Genomic DNA, 16,108 nt, shown 5'->3' on the forward strand with positions numbered 1-16,108 from the left:
GACGAGCCATGAGCTTCATCGATGACGACCGGCCGCAGAAGAAAGTCGCCCACGAGGTCGGCGCCGATCTCTCCATGCTTTCGGTCGACGAGTTGAAGGCCCGGGTAGAATTGCTGAAGACGGAGATCGCCCGTCTCGAGGCCGAAGCCGGTCGCAAGGCCTCCGGGCGGCAGGCGGCGGAAAGCTTCTTCCGCACCTGATCCGTTAAAACCCCAAAAAACAAGACTATGGGCCGATAAAACAGCCCGCCCCAAGTCTTAATTCAGCACAATGTTAATAAAATATTAAGCTTTATAAGGTATTACTATATTCATCCGGATTTCCTCTGGATCTCAGACAGTTTCCCAAGCGGTGAATTGGTCTGATTTTTCTCCCTGTTTTACCTTGAGAGCCGCGTTTGCGGCTCTTCTTTTTCCTATGGCCGGCGCACTTCCACGAAACTGTGGAGATTAACCCTTTCTTAAGAAACGGCTTGCGCATTTGGGCTAATGATACCATCTTAAAGTCATAAAGACCGGGCCTGGAAACTTTTCCGTCGGTGCCGGCGTTACCTGAATATATGTAGCTGCGTGCGAACAGGGACTATTGCGATGTCGGAAGTTGGATTGAACACGATCAGTTTTGCAGGCCGCGCCGCTGCATCCTCGCAGTTCAAGGCACTTTACGCGGAAGGCATGTCGCTGGTCGAAGAGACTGCCGCCTATCTCGACGGCCAGGGCCGTGCCGCCTCCAAGGTTCTGCCGCGTATGGCCTCGGTTCTCTACGCCGCGGAATCGATGCGTCTCACCACCCGCCTGATGCAGATGGCTTCCTGGCTGCTGTTGCAGCGTGCCGTCAACAATGGCGAAATGTCCCGTGACCAGGTGCTGGCCGAAAAGAACAAGGTTCGCCTCGATGGCTTCAACGTCGACCGCGCCGCGCCCGGCTGGGGTGATCTGCCCGAATCCTTCCGCGACCTCGTCGAACGCTCGCTGCGTCTGCAGAACCGCATTGCCTTGCTCGACCGCGAGATCTACCGCCCGTCCGAAGCAGTGATCGTTCATGATAATCAGAACAGCGTCCAGGCCCAGCTTTCCCTGCTGCAGACCGCCTTCGGCAACAACTGACCGGATCCGGAAGAATTCGATATAAACCGGCTGCGTCTTACGCGGCCGGTTTTTTGTTTGCCGCTGAACACCGGCATTCCTGAAGCATCCTTTGCGCGTACAAAAAAGACGCGCGGCGCTGTGAGCCATTGCGAACGCAAAAAAGCCCGGCGAAACCGGGCTCTCTTCGAATTCCGTCGAGCAGAAGCGATTAGAGGCCGAGGCCGCCGAAACGCTTGTTGAACTTGGAAACGCGGCCACCGCGGTCCATGAGCTGCTGGTTGCCGCCGGTCCAGGCCGGATGCGACTTGGAATCGATTTCGAGGTTCATGACAGCGCCTTCCGAACCCCAGGTCGAGCGGGTTTCGTACTCAGTGCCATCGGTCATGACCACCTTGATCATGTGATATTCGGGATGGATGCCTGCCTTCATAACAATCTTCCTGCGATACCGGAGTTCAATTTGCCGCATGCAGTTGCGGCCAACGAACCGATTGAATAAATGAAGCCGCAGTCGGATGGCTACGGCTTCCCATTAGGATGCGGTGCCTATACATGAAGGACGCCTAGATAACAAGAGCCAACAGGCCGCATTGCGCGGGTCCTGCGGGCGATCGGAGACGATTTGGCAGAGCAGGCACGGGCTGAGGAAAACAAGAAGCGATCGCTGCGACCGCTCGGCAGGCTGACACCCTATGTCATGCGTTACCGCGGCCTGGTGGCCGGTGCGCTGATGTCGCTGGCGCTTGCCGCCATCACCTCGCTGGCGCTGCCGCTCGCCGTGCGCCGCATGATCGATCACGGCTTCACCCAGTCGGACGGCCGCTTCATCAACAGCTACTTCGCCATGCTGATGGTCATGGCCATCGTGCTCGCGGTCGCCAGCGCGCTGCGCTATTATTTCGTCATCACCATCGGCGAGCGCATTGTCGCCGATCTTCGCCGTGACGTCTTTGCCCATGTGACGCGGCTGTCGCCCTCCTTCTTCGACGTCAACCAGTCCGGAGAGATCGTCTCGCGGCTGACCGCCGATACGACGCAGATCAAGTCCGCCGTCGGCGCCACCGCCTCGGTGGCGCTGAGGAACCTCATCCTCTGTATCGGCGCCATGGGCATGATGATCGTCACCTCGCCGAAGCTTTCGAGCCTCGTCATTGGAGCGATCCCGCTGATCGTCTTCCCGCTCGTCGCCTTCGGCCGCTCGGTGCGCAAACGCTCACGCGCCGCCCAGGATACGCTCGCCGATGCCTCTGCCTTCGCCAACGAGACGATCGCCGCGACCCGCACCGTCCAGGCCTTCAACGGCGAAGACGCCGCGGCAACGCGTTACGGCACCGCCGTCGAATCCGCCTATGAGGCTGCCCGCGCCGCCATTCGCTCGCGCGCGCTGCTGACCGGGATCGCCATCACGCTGATCTTCGGCAGTGTCGTCGCCGTGCTCTGGGTCGGCGCCCATAGCGTGCTTGCCGGCACGCTTTCGGCCGGCACGCTCGGCCAGTTTCTGCTCTATGCCGTCATCTCCGCCGGTTCGCTGGGCGCACTGTCGGAGGTCTGGGGCGAAATTTCGCAGGCAGCCGGCGCCGCAGACCGGCTGACCGAGCTTCTCGACGAGGTTTCGCCGATCACAGCCCCCGCCAGCCCTGAGCCGCTTCCGTCGCCCAGCCGCGGCCGCGTCGAATTCTCAGGCGTGCATTTTGCGTATCCTTCGCGCCCCGGCAAATCGGCGCTGCATGGCTTAAGCTTCGCGATCACGCCAGGTGAGACCGTCGCCATCGTCGGTCCTTCCGGTGCCGGCAAGAGCACCGTCTTTTCGCTGCTGCTGCGCTTCTACGATCCGCAGCAGGGCAGCGTGAAGATCGATGGTGTCGACGCGCAGCTGACGACGCCCGACGAGCTGCGCCAGCGCATCGCCATCGTGCCGCAGGATGTCACCATCTTTGCCGCCTCGATCCATGACAACATCGCCTTCGGCCGTCCCGGCGCCTCGCGTGACGAAGTCCGCGCCGCAGCCCTTGCCGCGCAGGCCGACGAATTCATCGCCCGGCTGGACCAGGGCTACGAGACCGAGGTCGGCGAACGCGGCATCACGCTCTCCGGCGGCCAGCGCCAGCGCATCGCCATCGCCCGCGCCATCCTGAAGAACGCCCCGGTGCTGCTGCTCGACGAGGCGACCTCGGCGCTTGACGCCGAAAGCGAGACGCTGGTGCAGAAGGCGCTCGACGGCCTGGTGGACGGCCGCACGACGCTCGTCATCGCCCATCGCCTGGCAACCGTGCTGAAGGCCGACCGCATTCTCGTCATGGATCAGGGCCGGGTCGTCGAAGAGGGCACGCATCAGAGCCTGATCCGTCACGGCGGCATCTATGCGCGGCTGGCGCGGCTGCAATTCGACGCCGCCAATGAGGATGTGCTCGACGCCGCGAAATAGCCGGCGCGCACTTTCCCGCCAACAGCGACTAAAGTCTGAACCCGCCACGCCTCTCTGCGGTTGTCTTTCGCGCGTCCTGCCCTAACCTCTTCATTCCCCGGGGTGGGGATATTGCTGCTGAAATCCTTGGGAGGAGATAGGAATGGCGCTTTCCGATATGACGCGACGCACGGGCCTTGCGCTCGGTTTCGCTGTGCTTGCGGCCCTTGCCGTCGGCGCGTCTGCCGCGGCTGCGGATTTTCCCGATCGTACGATCACCATGGTCGTGCCCTTCGCGGCCGGCGGCTCGACCGATGTCGTCGCCCGCATCATCGCACAGAAGATGTCGGAGGATCTCGGCCAACAAGTGATCGTCCAGAACGTCGCCGGCGCCGGCGGCAATCTCGGCGCCGGTAACGTCGCCCGCGCCGAACCGGATGGCTACACCATCCTGATGGGCACGGTCGCGACCCACGCCCTCAATCCGCTGATCCTGAAATCGACGCCATATGATGCAGAAAAGGATTTCGCACCGATCTCGCTGCTCGTCGTCGTGCCGAATGTGCTGGTCGTCAATCCGGAACTGCCGGCAAAGACCGTGCAGGAGCTGGTCGCGCTGCTGAAGGCCGAGCCCGACAAATACAGCTACGCCTCGTCGGGAAACGGCACGCCGTTGCATCTTTCCGGCGAACTCTTCAAGTCCATGGCCGGCGTCAGCATGCAGCACATCCCCTATAAGGGCGCCGGTCCGGCATTGAACGACGTCATCGGCAACCAGGTGCCGATCATGTTCGACAACCTGCCCTCCTCGTCGAGCCACATCAAGGCCGGCACTCTGCGGGCGCTGGCGGTGACCACGGCCGAGCGTGCGCCGTCCTTCCCCGACGTACCGACCGTCGCCGAGTCAGGCATTCCAGGTTACGAGACCTATACCTGGAACGCGCTTTTCGCCCCGGCCAAGACGCCGAACGAAGTGGTGATGCGCCTCAACGCCTCGGCTAAAAAGGCGCTCGCCGACCCAGCCGTCGCTGAACGCATGAAGGAATTCAGCGCCACCATCGTCGGCTCGACGCCGGAAGAACTCGCCACCCACGTGAAGGCCGAACTCGCCAAATGGGGACCGGTCGTCAAGGGCGCCAACATCCAGATGGAGTGATGCCGAAAAGTGTAAGCGGTTTTCGGATGACATCATGCTCTATTCTTTAAATGAGGACAGGATTCAGATTTTAGCCCGACCCGGCCTGAAATCATCCTGTTCTCGGGCATAGGCGCTGGCGCCCTCATTCGCTTGCGTCCAATGGAAACGGTGACAATTGGACGCTAAGCAACCCAATCCTGATTAAGGCAGTGGAAAAGCTCGCCATTTTGATCTAGCCTCCGCTAAGCTGATGGTTGCAATTCAGCGTTTTGGGATTTCGGGAGACATCTATGTATAAATTCGAAGTCTATAAGGATAAGGCCGGCGAGTTCCGCTTCCGCTTCAAAGCATCGAACGGGGAAGCCATGTTCTCGTCAGAGGGCTACAAGGCGAAGGCGTCCGCCATGAGTGCCATCGAATCCATAAAGAAGAACACGCCAAGCGCCGAAATCGTCGACCAGACGAAGGCCGAATCCTGAGCAGACCGGCAGCGGCGGCGTGATTGCCGCCCTGCCCTTTCGCGCCCGTAAGCAGCGCCGGCGCCCCTGAGCTCGGCCGGCTTGCTTGCGATTTCGGGCGCCATTTTTCTTTTTCGCATATTTTTTGAAAGCCATGTCGAAACGACCGGTGGCCGCGCCTCATTGTTTCGGGACGGCCGCGCCGCCCCGCCGGGCTGCACGGTTTTCGGGATATCGATCCCCGACATCGGGGGCCCGGATCAACGTCAGCAACGAGATCAGGAGTTTTCCATGCAATATGCTCTCATCATCCGCGAAGCCGCCGAGGATTTCGCCCGCCGCGACGATCCCACCTATCGTGACGGCTGGGTCGCCTACAGCCAGGCGCTCGCCCAGGCCGGGATCATGACTGGCGGCGCCGGGCTGACAGGCCCGGAGACTGGCACGATCGTGCGCCGCAAAGGCGAGGACCATGATGTTCAGGACGGTCCCTACCCGGAAGGCAAGGAACAGCTCGGCGGCTTTTATTTGATCGACGTTCCCGATATGGACACCGCGCTCGAATGGGCGACCCGCGTTCCGATCTCCGACAAGGGTTCGGTCGAGGTGCGCCCGCGCCTGCAGATGTGAGGCGGCAATGCCGCCCGATGCCGGACGCGCTGCCGAAAAGGTGGCGCGTCAGTCCTACGGCAAGCTGATCGCCTTCCTCGCCGCCCGCTCGCGCGACGTGCCGGCGGCAGAGGATGCATTGTCGGAAGCGTTGGCTTCGGCTCTTCGCGTCTGGCCGGAACGCGGCGTTCCCGGCAATCCGGAAGCCTGGCTGCTGGTGGCTGCCCGCCGCAACCTCATGCAGGCGGCCCGCCACCGCACCGTCGAGGCCAATGCGCAAACGACGATATCGGTCGCCTTCGAGGAGGCTGAGGAACGCATGAACGCGGCCGGCAGCGCCGTCTTTCCCGATGAGCGGCTGAAGCTGCTCTTCGCCTGCACCCATCCCGCCATCGACAGCTCCGTGCATACAGCGCTGATGCTGCAGACCGTTCTCGGCATCGAAGCAAAGACCATCGCCCGATCGTTCGTCGTTTCACCCGAGGCGATGAGCCAGCGGCTGGTGCGGGCCAAGCTGAAGATCCGCGATGCCGGCATTCCCTTCGTCGTTCCGCCCCGTCCCGCCTTGCCCGGGCGGTTGGCGGCGGTGCTTTCGGCGATCTACGCAGCTTACGGTCTTGGCTGGGACGGTCTCGACGGAGAGAACGAACGCCATTCGCTTGCTGGCGAGGCGATCTGGCTCGGCCGCGCGCTTCTGGCGGTGCTGCCGGACGAGCCGGAAGCGGTCGGGCTGCTCTCCTTGATGCTTCACTGCGAAGCCCGCCGCAGCGCCCGGCGCGACGGTAGCGGCCGATATGTGCCGCTGGACGAGCAGGATACGGCCGCGTGGAACGCTATCATGATTGCAGAGGCGGATGCGCTGCTGCGCAAGGCCGGCAGCTTCGACCGTTTCGGCCCCTTCCAGTGCCAGGCGGCGATCCAGTCCGTGCATGCAGCGCGCCGGCTGTCGGGAACGACCGACTGGCAGGCGCTGACGACACTCTACGCGGCGCTGGTAATGATGAAGCCGACGCTGGGTGCACGCGTCAGCCAAGCTGCGGTGATCGGCCGGGCCTTGAGCGCCGCTGCCGGCCTGGAGGGGCTCGACAAGCTCGATCCGCGCGACATAGCAAGCTACCAGCCCTACTGGGCGGTGCGTGCCTTTCTGCTGACCCGGGCCGGCGATGATACCGCGGCAGCCGATGCCTATATGACGGCGATCGGCCTCAGCGACAGCCCCGCCGTGCGCGATTTTCTCGCGGGCCGCCTGAAGGGCATGTAGCAGGGAATGTCCAGCTGATCATTTCTCGGTCAGCTTCAGCTCGATGCGGCGGTTGGTAGATCGCGCATCCGGCGTTTCCCCCGGCGCAATCGGCTGGAACTCGCCGAAGCCGGCAGCAACCAGCCGGTCGGCCGGCACGCCTTGTGCGATCAGGAACTTGACGACCGAAATCGCGCGCGCCGAGGAGAGCTCCCAATTGTCGCGATAGCGGCCCGTTCCGGCGAGCGGCACATTATCCGTATGGCCGTCGACGCGCAGCACCCAATTTATCTCCGGCGGAATTTCCTTGGCGAGATCGAGAAGGGCCGCGCCAAGCTTCGCCATCTCGGTCTGCCCTTCCGGGTTGAGATCGGCGCCGCCCGAGGGAAACAGCACTTCCGACTGGAAGACGAACCGGTCGCCGACGATGCGGATATTCTCGCGGTCCGAGAGGATCTCACGCAGACGGCCGAAGAAGTCGGAACGGTAACGGTTCAGCTCCTGGACACGGGCAGCGAGCGCCACGTTGAGGCGGCTGCCGAGGTCGGCGATCTTGGTCTGAGAGACCCGGTCTTTATCCTCCGACGCCTGAAGGGCTGCTTCGACGGCGGCAATCTGGCTGCGAAGCGCTGCGATCTGCTGGTTTAGCAGTTCGACCTGGCTGAGCGCTCGTTCGCTCACCTGCTTCTGCTCGTCGAGCTCCTGTGTCATCGAGCCGATCCGCTTCTGCGCCGCATCCTGACCGCCCGAACCGGCATTCAGCAGCGCTTGCAGCCGCGACCGGTCGCCTTCGGCGCTAGCAAGCGAGGCCTGCAGATTGGCGACCGAATCCTGGAGATCCTGGTTGCTGCCCTTTTCAAGCGCAAGAAGCTGCGTCAGCTCGTTGATCTGACTGTTAAGACGGCTGAGCACCTCATCGCGTCCGGTGATCTCACGGCTGAGTATGAACTGCCCGACGACGAAGACTGTCAGCAGGAACATAATGGAGATGAGCAACGTCGACAGCGCGTCGACGAAGCCCGGCCAATAATCGACCGTGCGTTCGCGGCGTCGGTTGCGGGCTAGAGCCATGGCTTACTTGCCCTCGCTCTTTTCTGCCTGGCTGACGCGGTCGCGCAAACGCTCGCCCCTCTCGCCTGCGCGCTCCTGCACGCCGATGCGTTCGGCAAGCCGATCGAGCGTGCGGCGCATCGCCTTCGCCTCATCCTGCTGTGCCTCGATCCAGTCGCGCAGCATCTGCTGCTCGTTGCGCATGTTCTTGACGAGACCTTGAATGCCTTCGGCAAGGCTCGCCATGGCGGCGACGGAGCGCTGGCTGCCGGCACCACCCTCTTCAGAGACCTTGCGCAGATAGTCGGAGAGCGCGCGCATATCGTCCGACGAAGCACCGGAAACGGCCTCGAGAGCCGGGGCAAGATGATCGGAGCCGACATCTGTGACCGAGGAGAGCCAGTTTTCCAGCTCCATATAGAAGCGGTTTTGCGCGCGGCCGGCCTGGAGGTCGAGGAAGCCGAGAATGAGCGAACCGGAAAGGCCGAGCAGCGAGGAGGAGAAGGCCTGGCCCATGCCCGAAAGCGGCGTGGAAAGCCCTTCCTTCAGCGCCGAGAGCACGTCCCCGGTGCCGTTCGAGCCGGCATCGAGCGACTGGATGACAATGCTTATCGAACCAATCGTGCCGATGAGGCCCCAGAAGGTGCCGAGCAGGCCGAGGAAGACCAAGAGGCCGATCAGGTAGCGTGAAACATCGCGCGATTCGTCGAGGCGGCTGGCAATCGAATCGAGGATCGAGCGCAGCGCCGTCGTCGACAGCGACGCTGAGGACTTGCGACTGCCGAGCAGCGCCCGCATTGGCGCAAGCAGCCGCGGATTGCGGTTGACCTTGTCGACGCTGCCGGCGGCGCGGAAGGAATTAAACCAGCGTACCTCGGGGCGAAGCGCCAGTACATGGTTGAAAACAAGGATGATTCCGACGCCAAGAACACCGACGATCAGGCCGTTGAGGCCCGGATTGTGCATGAAGGCGGTCTGCGTCTGGCGGAAGAGGATGGCGGCGATAAAGCCGACGATGACGAGGAAAAGCAGCATCGTCCAGAGGAAGGGCATGGGACTCGAAAGCCTGTTGGCATAAGTGCCAGCCGTCTTTTCGGTGGAGCCGATCTCCGCCACATTCACATTTTCCATAGGGTCGCTGCCTCCGGAGTCATTGCTGGCGGAGACTAGAGCAACATTGTGCCGAATTGAAGTATGCCGGGGCGAAAACCGTGACTTTACAACAGCCAGATTTTCGTTCGGTCACTTGGCGGGAACCGGCCGCTTGACGACTTCGATCAGCGCCTTGTGGATGATCTCGTTGCCGGCGACGATCGTGCCGCTCTCCAGCATCGTGGCGCCGCCGTCCCAGTCGGTGGCGAAGCCGCCGGCTTCGCGGATGAGCAGGATGCCGGCCGCCACGTCCCAGGGCGCAAGCTCCGCTTCCCAGAAACCGTCGAAGCGCCCTGCCGCGACATAGGCGAGATCAAGCGTCGGCGAGCCCAAGCGGCGGATGCCCGCCACTTCGCCCATTACGTGGCGAAGCTCGACCAGGAACTTGCCGTGATTGCGCTTGCCGAGCGCCGGTACGCCACAGCCGATGACGCAATCCGACAGCGCCCGGCGCGCAGCGACGCGCAGGCGCCGGTCATTGAGGAAGGCGCCGCCGCCGCGCTCGGCGGTATAAAGTTCGTCGGTTGCCGGATTGAAAACAACGGCGGCAACGATCTCGCCATTGCGTTCGAGCGCGATCGAGACAGCGAAGGCTGGGATGCCGTGCAAAAAGTTCGTCGTACCGTCGAGCGGGTCGACGATCCAGCGATGCGCGCCGTCGGTGCCCTTGATTTCCTCGCTTTCCTCGCCGAGGAAGCCATAGGTCGGACGCGCCTTGAGCAACTCTTCCCTGACGATCTTTTCGGCCTTGCGGTCGGCGGTGGAAACGAAGTCGCCCGGTCCTTTCACGGAAACCTGCAGGTTCTGCACTTCGCCGAAATCACGTCCCAGCGACTTTCCTGCCTTGAGGGCAGCCTGAACCATGACATTGAGAAGAGCTGAACGGGCCATCGGCGCATTTTTCCTTGGGACTGATACGGGGCGCGCGCGCTGCCAGGGGCGGGAAGTGTCCCTGAACATGCATGACAGGCAGCGCTGCGAAGATTGGCGGCCTCAAGACCACAAAATCAGGGAAATTTCAAGGGCAGGCGCGCATGGCTGCCCTGCGGCGCCGGAAACCATCAATTTTATTCTGGACAGATTAGTCCAATAAGAGTAGAAGCCTGGTCATGGCACGACACAAGGAATTCGATCGCGACACCGCCCTTCATGCCGCCATCGGCGTATTTACCGAGCACGGCTATGAAGGCACCTCGACCGAAGAATTGCTGACGGCGATGAAGATCAGCCGGCAAAGCATGTACGACACCTTCGGCGACAAGCGCGGTCTCTATCTGGAAGCGCTGAAGCGCTACAATGTAGAGAGCATCGACAAGATCATCGCCGATCTTCGCGGCGAAGGCCGGCCGATCGAGGCGCTGGAAGGCGCTCTTGTCGCCTTCGCCTCGCGTCCCGCTGCCGAGGCCCGGCGCGGCTGCCTCGGTGTCAGCGCCATCTGTGAATTCGGCCGCACCGATGCCGAGGTCGCAGCCCTGACCGACAGCGCCGGCCACGCGCTTCACGCGGCGATCGAGAGCCTTCTCAGGGAGGCTCGCAGGACCGGAGATCTCGCAGCAGATATCGATATCGCCGACGCCATTCCGTTTCTCGGCGCTGCGCTGTCAGGCATGAAAGTCAGCGCCCGGAACGGCGCCCCACCCGCGACGCTCCGGGGTATCGCACACATGGCAATCAGAAGCCTCCGCTGACGAGGGGACAACTCCGAACCGGCCCTTTCATGGGCAATTCTAGACTGATCAATCCAGAAAAAAAGGAAACCTGCATGTCTCAATCCCTTTCCACCAAGATCGCCCTCGTTACCGGCGGCGCGCGCGGCATCGGTGCCGCTATCGTCCGAAGGCTCGCTGCTGATGGCGCCGCCGTCGCCTTCACCTATTCCAGCTCCGAGCACAAGGCGAAGGCGATCATCGCCGAATTGGAGGCTCTTGGCGGCAGGGCGCTGGCGATCCGGGCCGACAGCGCCGATGCGAAGGCCGTACAGGATGCCGTCGCGTTGACAGCCGGGACCTTTGGCGGTCTCGACATTCTCGTCAGCAATGCCGGCATTCTCATCCTCAACCCGCTCGACGACTATTCGCTCGAAGATTTCGACCGGATGTTCGCCGTCAACGTCCGCGCTGCCTTCGTCGGTATCCAGGCAGCGGCAAGACATATGAAGGAAGGCGGCCGCATCATCACCATCGGCAGCGTCACCGCCGATCGCAGCGGCTTTCCGACCTCCGCAGTCTACAGCATGACGAAGGGCGCAATCGCCTCGATGACCCGCGGCCTCGCCCGCGATCTCGGCCCACGCGGCATCACCGTCAACAACATCCAGCCCGGCCCGACGGCGACCGACATGAACTCCAATGAAGACGATCATGAGCGCCTCAAGCCACTGATGGCGCTTGGCCGCTTGGGTGAGGACCGCGAGATTGCCGGCCTCGCCGCCTATCTCGCCAGTGCCGAGGCCGCCTTCGTCACCGGCGCCAGCCTGACGATCGACGGCGGTTATCTCGCCTGAATACAGAACCTGCACGGCTATGATCAAAAGCCGGCGGCATCCTGCGATACCGCCGGCCTCAGCCCGTCCGTTGAAACCGATTTAAAACTTCTGCTGCGTTATCAAAACTTCGCGAGCGATCTGATCGAGCGGCAGGATACGGTCGACGCCGCCTTTGGCGATCGCCTCCTTCGGCATGCCGAAAACGACTGAACTCGCCTCGTCCTGCGCCACCGTGTAGGCGCCGGCCTGATGCATTTCCAGCATGCCGCGCGCGCCGTCGTCGCCCATGCCGGTCATGATGATGCCCATGGCGTTCGAGCCGGCCGAGCGCGCCGCCGAGCGGAAGAGTACGTCGACGGAAGGCCGGTGTCGCGACACCAGTGGCCCGGTCTTGACGCTGACATAGTAGCGCGCACCCTGGCGCTCGAGCAGCATGTGCTTGTCGCCTGGTGCGATCAGCACATGGCCGCGCAGCACCGGATCGCCATCGACGGCTTCCTTGACCTCGACCTCGCAAAGCCCGTTCAGCCGCTTGGCAAAGGCGGCAGTGAATTTCTCCGGCATATGCTGGACGATCACCATGCCAGGCGCATTGGCCGGCAATTCCTCCAGGAACTCGCGCAGCGCTTCGGTGCCGCCGGTGGAGGCGCCGACGCAGACGACCATCTCGGTCGTCTTGGCCATGGCCCGCCCCGTCGGCGGCGGCAGCATCGCATCCGCAGTCAGCTTCTTGGCCGGCCCCTCCATTGAGGCGGAGCGGATGGTTCCAGCGGCGCGGCGCACATTGGAAAGCCGCGCCTGCGCGGCGCTCTTGACGACTTCGCGAATACGCATTGCATCGTCGGAAAGGCTGTCGGCAGCCCCGATCTTCGATTTCAGGATGACGTCGACGGCGCCGGCCTCCAGCGCCTGGAGCAGCGTTTCCGATCCCGCCTCCGTCAGCGACGAGCACATCACGACGGGGATCGGCCGTTGCGACATCAGCTTGCGCAGGAAGGTGATGCCGTCCATGCGCGGCATTTCCACATCGAGCGTGATGACATCGGGGATCTCATCCTGCAGCTTCCGCGCTGCCATGAAGGGGTCGGATGCGACCGCCATGATCTCGATATCGGGATCCTGCTCCAGCACATGGGTCAGCGTCTGGCGGATGCTGGCGGAATCGTCGATGATGAGAACGCGAATTTTCTTGGCCATGAGTGCCCCTAATGCATGCCGTCCAGAAGCGCGCAGCGGTTTTGGGATGACGCGATGCGCTTTAGATACGCTGAAACACCGTATTCGAGACCTGCTTCAACGGCAGATCGAAGCCGGTGATCGATTCGGAATGGCCGATGAACATGTAGCCGCCCTTCGCCAGGCAGGCACAGAGGCGGTTGAGAACCCCAGCCTGAGTCTGCTTGTCGAAGTAGATTAGCACGTTGCGGCAGAAGACGACGTTCATCAACTCGCCGATCGCGTATTTCTCGTCCATCAGGTTCATGCGGGCAAAACCGATCTTGCTGCGCAGTTTCGGCGTAATACGCACCTCCCGCCGACCCGGCTGCTTGGCTGTCAGCACGTATTTGCGCTGCAGATCGCGCGGCACAGGCGCAATCAAATCTTCCGGGTAGATGCCCCGGCGCGCCGTCTGCAGCACATCGGTGGAAAGGTCGGTCGCCAGAACGCTGTAGGAGACGTCGTTGCGGCCTTCGGCGAATTCCGCCAGCACCATCGCCATCGTGTAGGGTTCCGCTCCCGTCGAGCAGGCCGAACTCCAGGTGCGGATAGTGCGAACGCCGCTATTGGCGATCGCTGGCAGCGCTACCGTCTGCAGATAGTCGAAATGCTTGGCTTCGCGGAAGAAGTCGGTCTTATTCGTCGTCACCACGTCGATCAGGTAGACGGTTTCCTGGTCGAGGCCGTCATGATTGAACAGGAAATCGCAATAATCGTCGAAGGTCGCATGGTTGGTTGCGCGAAGGCGGCGCCTCAACCGTCCTTCGAGCATCGTCAGCTTGGTCGGCGGCATCTTGATGCCGCTATAGTCGTAGATGAACCGGGCAAGCTTGTCGAAATTGCGCTTGCTGATCCGGTCACCCGGCAATTGGGTTTCCACCGCTGCTGCCATACTCATAGAATGCAGTACTCCGAGTTGATGCGCGGGTCAGGCCGCTGATTGCAGTGCCGAGGCGTCCTCGCGCGACAGCAAGCGTGCAAGGTCGATGATGACGACGAAGCCGTTTTCACGGCGAACGACGCCGGCGATATAGTCCGAGCGCCAGCGCACGCCGATATCGGGCGCCGCCTCGATCTGCTCGCGCCGGAATGGCGTGACCTCGAAGACGCGGTCGGCGACGAGGCCGAGGGTGAGGAGCCGGTTTTCCATCGGCACGTCGAGGACGAGCACCCGCGTGTGCGGCGTCGGCACGGTCTTCGTCATGCCGAGCTTCAGGCGAAGATCGATCGTCGGCACGCCCTGCCCGCGCACGTCGCGCAGGCCGAGCAGATAATCGGGACCATTCGGAATCTTGAAAGCTTCCGCATAGTCGAGGATTTCCCGTACCACCTCCACCGGCACGGCGAAGATCTCATCGCCGAGGCTGAAGGTCACGAATTGCGCTTCCAGGGATGTCGTGGCCATGATCATGCGCTTTCCTTGAATTCGGCGTCCCCATCATCGGGACCACCCATGGAGAGATCGAGAGCGAAGCCTTTCGCCCGCGCCTGCTGGCCGGCGACGCTGTTGGCGGCGGGCTTCTTGGGCGTAGACTTGCGGCCGGCGGCGAGAGCCGGGCTGCGAACCGTCATCCTGGCGGCCGGCGTGCGGGACTGGCGGTTGCCTGCAGTATCGACCTTAAAGAATGCGATCGAGGCCTGCAATTCTTCCGCTTGGGTCGCGAGCTCTTCCGAGGTTGCCGACATCTGCTCGGAGGCGCCGGCATTCTGCTGCGTCACCTTGTCGAGCTGCTGGATCGCTTCGTTGATCTGCGAAGCGCCGACATCCTGTTCGCGGCAGGCCGCGCTGATCTCGGAGACCAGTTCCGCCGTCTTGCGAATATCGGGCACCAGCCGGCCAAGCATGTCACCGGCTTCCTGAGCGGCCTTGACCGTATCGCCCGACATAGAGCTGATTTCGGCAGCCGCCGACTGGCTGCGTTCGGCAAGCTTGCGCACTTCCGAGGCGACGACCGCAAACCCTTTGCCGTGCTCGCCGGCGCGCGCCGCTTCGACGGCGGCGTTGAGGGCGAGAAGGTCAGTCTGGCGGGCGATTTCCTGGACGATGCCGATCTTCTCGGCAATGGTCCGCATCGCCTGTACGGCGCGCGTCACCGCGTCACCACTGGCTTCCGCGTCCTTGGCCGACTGACGGGCAATCTTCTCGGTCTGGGCGGCGTTATCGGCATTCTGCTTGATGTTGGCCGCCATCTCTTCCATCGAGGCGGAAGCCTCTTCGGCCGAAGCCGCCTGTTCGGTGGCGCCCTGCGATACCTGCTCGGAGCTCGAGGACAGTTCCTGGCTGCCGGCCGAAACATTTTCTGCGGCCGCGACCGCATCGGCGACGACGCCGCGAAGGCGCTCGACCATCTGTTCGAGCGCAATACCGAGCGTATCCTTCTCCGACAGCGGTTTCGGGGACACCGTCAGGTCGCCATTCGCGATCTGGTTGGCAATCGTCGCGGTGCTGCGAAGATTCGCCGTCATCCGGCTCATCGAATGAACGAGATCACGGATTTCGTCATTGCTTTTGTGCTCGATGTTCTGTTCGAGGTCGCCAATGCTGACGGCATCAGCAAGATTGACGGCACGCTTCAGGCCGCGCGAGATGTTGAGCAGGATCCAGATCGCGGCTGCCGATGAGAGGATGATCAGGCCGATCGTCATCATGATAAGAAGATTGCGCGACTGGGCATACTGCTCATTCGTGGCTGCATCCGTTTCGGCGACGTTGCCGGTCACCGTATCGTTCAGTTTGGTCAGGATGCCGAGCAGTTGAGTCGTCACCTGCTGGCCTTCGCCCATCGAAATGACGCCGGCCTGGGCGTTGGATTCGGTGGTGTTCTGCCTGGCAAGGTCGGCGACATGATCCTGCAGCGCCGTCCACTTGCCGTAGAGTTCGCCGAATTGTGTCATGCCGGACTTGATCTCCGGATCGTCGGAAGCGGCGAGCCGCCCCTGGAGCGTCGTGATGAGCTCGCGCTGCTGCGAAATCTCGTCGACATAGCCGGTGATCTTGCTAGCGTCAGTATTGATGATCGCATCCTTCTCGGCGCGGATGGAGCGCATCACGGCATCGGAGAGATCGCCGGAATCGCGCAGATTGGCGACCGGACCGGCAACCATGACCGAGATGTCGCTGTTCAGCGACGAGAGATTGTAAATCGAAAGACCGGCCATGGCGCAGGTCAGGAGAACGATGAAACCGAACACCAGGCTCAGTTTGAGTTTGATTGTGAAGCGCATTTCCAAGTCCCCGTTGGTACCGCAGCGGATATCCCGCCAAA

Annotated in this window: 17 protein-coding genes; 9 read left to right on the forward strand and 8 right to left on the reverse strand. The window is 62.4% G+C overall.

The window, feature by feature from the left end:
• The first annotated feature begins 8 nt into the window (after positions 1–8).
• Together RLCC275e_RS18000 and rcdA are read left to right on the forward strand one after the other, a co-directional pair.
• The gene (locus RLCC275e_RS18000) at positions 9–200 is read left to right on the forward strand and encodes a DUF1192 domain-containing protein (protein WP_033179716.1); all 192 of its coding nucleotides are present in this window, start codon (positions 9–11) and stop codon (positions 198–200) included.
• A gap of 390 nt (positions 201–590) precedes the next feature.
• Positions 591–1,106 carry a protease adaptor protein RcdA gene (gene rcdA, locus RLCC275e_RS18005; protein WP_003542804.1) on the forward strand — a complete coding sequence of 172 codons (516 nt, stop codon included), beginning with the start codon at positions 591–593 and terminating at the stop codon, positions 1,104–1,106.
• Positions 1,107–1,296: 190 nt separating this feature from the next.
• Here the strand turns inward: rcdA and rpmE are convergent, their stop codons facing one another.
• Entirely contained in the window at positions 1,297–1,518 is a 222-nt protein-coding gene (rpmE, locus tag RLCC275e_RS18010) for a 50S ribosomal protein L31 (RefSeq protein ID WP_003542805.1), read from the reverse strand.
• 192 nt (positions 1,519–1,710) lie between these two features.
• On the opposite strand from rpmE, the gene RLCC275e_RS18015 reads away from it, so the two are divergent.
• The 5 genes from RLCC275e_RS18015 to RLCC275e_RS18035 all read left to right on the forward strand — a co-directional run bounded on the left by RLCC275e_RS18015 (position 1,711) and on the right by RLCC275e_RS18035 (position 6,958).
• On the forward strand, positions 1,711–3,513 hold the full coding sequence (locus RLCC275e_RS18015; RefSeq protein WP_033179715.1) for an ABC transporter transmembrane domain-containing protein: 1,803 nt from the start codon (positions 1,711–1,713) through the stop codon (positions 3,511–3,513).
• Between the two features lie 142 nt (positions 3,514–3,655).
• Positions 3,656–4,648, forward strand: coding sequence for a Bug family tripartite tricarboxylate transporter substrate binding protein (locus RLCC275e_RS18020; protein ID WP_003552599.1), 993 nt, complete (start codon positions 3,656–3,658; stop codon positions 4,646–4,648).
• Between the two features lie 272 nt (positions 4,649–4,920).
• The gene (locus RLCC275e_RS18025; RefSeq protein ID WP_003552601.1) at positions 4,921–5,109 is read left to right on the forward strand and encodes a YegP family protein; all 189 of its coding nucleotides are present in this window, start codon (positions 4,921–4,923) and stop codon (positions 5,107–5,109) included.
• A gap of 270 nt (positions 5,110–5,379) precedes the next feature.
• Complete coding sequence (locus tag RLCC275e_RS18030; RefSeq protein WP_003552603.1) at positions 5,380–5,718, forward strand: YciI family protein; 339 nt, start codon at positions 5,380–5,382, stop codon at positions 5,716–5,718.
• Between the two features lie 7 nt (positions 5,719–5,725).
• Complete coding sequence (locus RLCC275e_RS18035) at positions 5,726–6,958, forward strand: RNA polymerase sigma factor (RefSeq protein WP_003552605.1); 1,233 nt, start codon at positions 5,726–5,728, stop codon at positions 6,956–6,958.
• A gap of 18 nt (positions 6,959–6,976) precedes the next feature.
• Here the strand turns inward: RLCC275e_RS18035 and RLCC275e_RS18040 are convergent, their stop codons facing one another.
• The 3 genes from RLCC275e_RS18040 to RLCC275e_RS18050 form a co-directional block, all read right to left on the reverse strand.
• Positions 6,977–8,008, reverse strand: a complete 1,032-nt coding sequence (locus RLCC275e_RS18040) for a peptidoglycan -binding protein (RefSeq protein ID WP_003552607.1) — start codon at positions 8,006–8,008, stop codon at positions 6,977–6,979.
• 3 nt (positions 8,009–8,011) lie between these two features.
• Positions 8,012–9,118: a MotA/TolQ/ExbB proton channel family protein gene (locus RLCC275e_RS18045; protein ID WP_003552609.1), complete on the reverse strand. Its 1,107-nt coding sequence runs from the start codon at positions 9,116–9,118 to the stop codon at positions 8,012–8,014.
• Positions 9,119–9,229: 111 nt separating this feature from the next.
• Entirely contained in the window at positions 9,230–10,030 is an 801-nt protein-coding gene (locus RLCC275e_RS18050; RefSeq protein ID WP_033179714.1) for an inositol monophosphatase family protein, read from the reverse strand.
• A gap of 218 nt (positions 10,031–10,248) precedes the next feature.
• Between RLCC275e_RS18050 and RLCC275e_RS18055 the strand changes: the two genes are divergently transcribed.
• Positions 10,249–10,827: a TetR/AcrR family transcriptional regulator gene (locus RLCC275e_RS18055; protein WP_033179713.1), complete on the forward strand. Its 579-nt coding sequence runs from the start codon at positions 10,249–10,251 to the stop codon at positions 10,825–10,827.
• 74 nt (positions 10,828–10,901) lie between these two features.
• Complete coding sequence (locus tag RLCC275e_RS18060) at positions 10,902–11,642, forward strand: 3-oxoacyl-ACP reductase family protein (protein ID WP_003552616.1); 741 nt, start codon at positions 10,902–10,904, stop codon at positions 11,640–11,642.
• Positions 11,643–11,723: 81 nt separating this feature from the next.
• On the opposite strand, the gene RLCC275e_RS18065 is transcribed toward RLCC275e_RS18060, so the two are convergent.
• The 4 genes from RLCC275e_RS18065 to RLCC275e_RS18080 form a co-directional block, all read right to left on the reverse strand.
• On the reverse strand, positions 11,724–12,821 hold the full coding sequence (locus RLCC275e_RS18065; protein ID WP_033179712.1) for a protein-glutamate methylesterase/protein-glutamine glutaminase: 1,098 nt from the start codon (positions 12,819–12,821) through the stop codon (positions 11,724–11,726).
• A gap of 61 nt (positions 12,822–12,882) precedes the next feature.
• Entirely contained in the window at positions 12,883–13,740 is an 858-nt protein-coding gene (locus RLCC275e_RS18070) for a CheR family methyltransferase (protein ID WP_003552620.1), read from the reverse strand.
• 30 nt (positions 13,741–13,770) lie between these two features.
• Entirely contained in the window at positions 13,771–14,253 is a 483-nt protein-coding gene (locus tag RLCC275e_RS18075) for a chemotaxis protein CheW (RefSeq protein ID WP_003552622.1), read from the reverse strand.
• On the reverse strand, positions 14,250–16,067 hold the full coding sequence (locus RLCC275e_RS18080) for a methyl-accepting chemotaxis protein (RefSeq protein WP_033179711.1): 1,818 nt from the start codon (positions 16,065–16,067) through the stop codon (positions 14,250–14,252). The genes RLCC275e_RS18075 and RLCC275e_RS18080 overlap by 4 nt, the downstream gene beginning before the upstream one ends.
• Between the last annotated feature and the right edge of the window lie 41 nt (positions 16,068–16,108).

The organism is Rhizobium brockwellii, assembly GCF_000769405.2.
GTDB lineage: Bacteria > Pseudomonadota > Alphaproteobacteria > Rhizobiales > Rhizobiaceae > Rhizobium > Rhizobium brockwellii.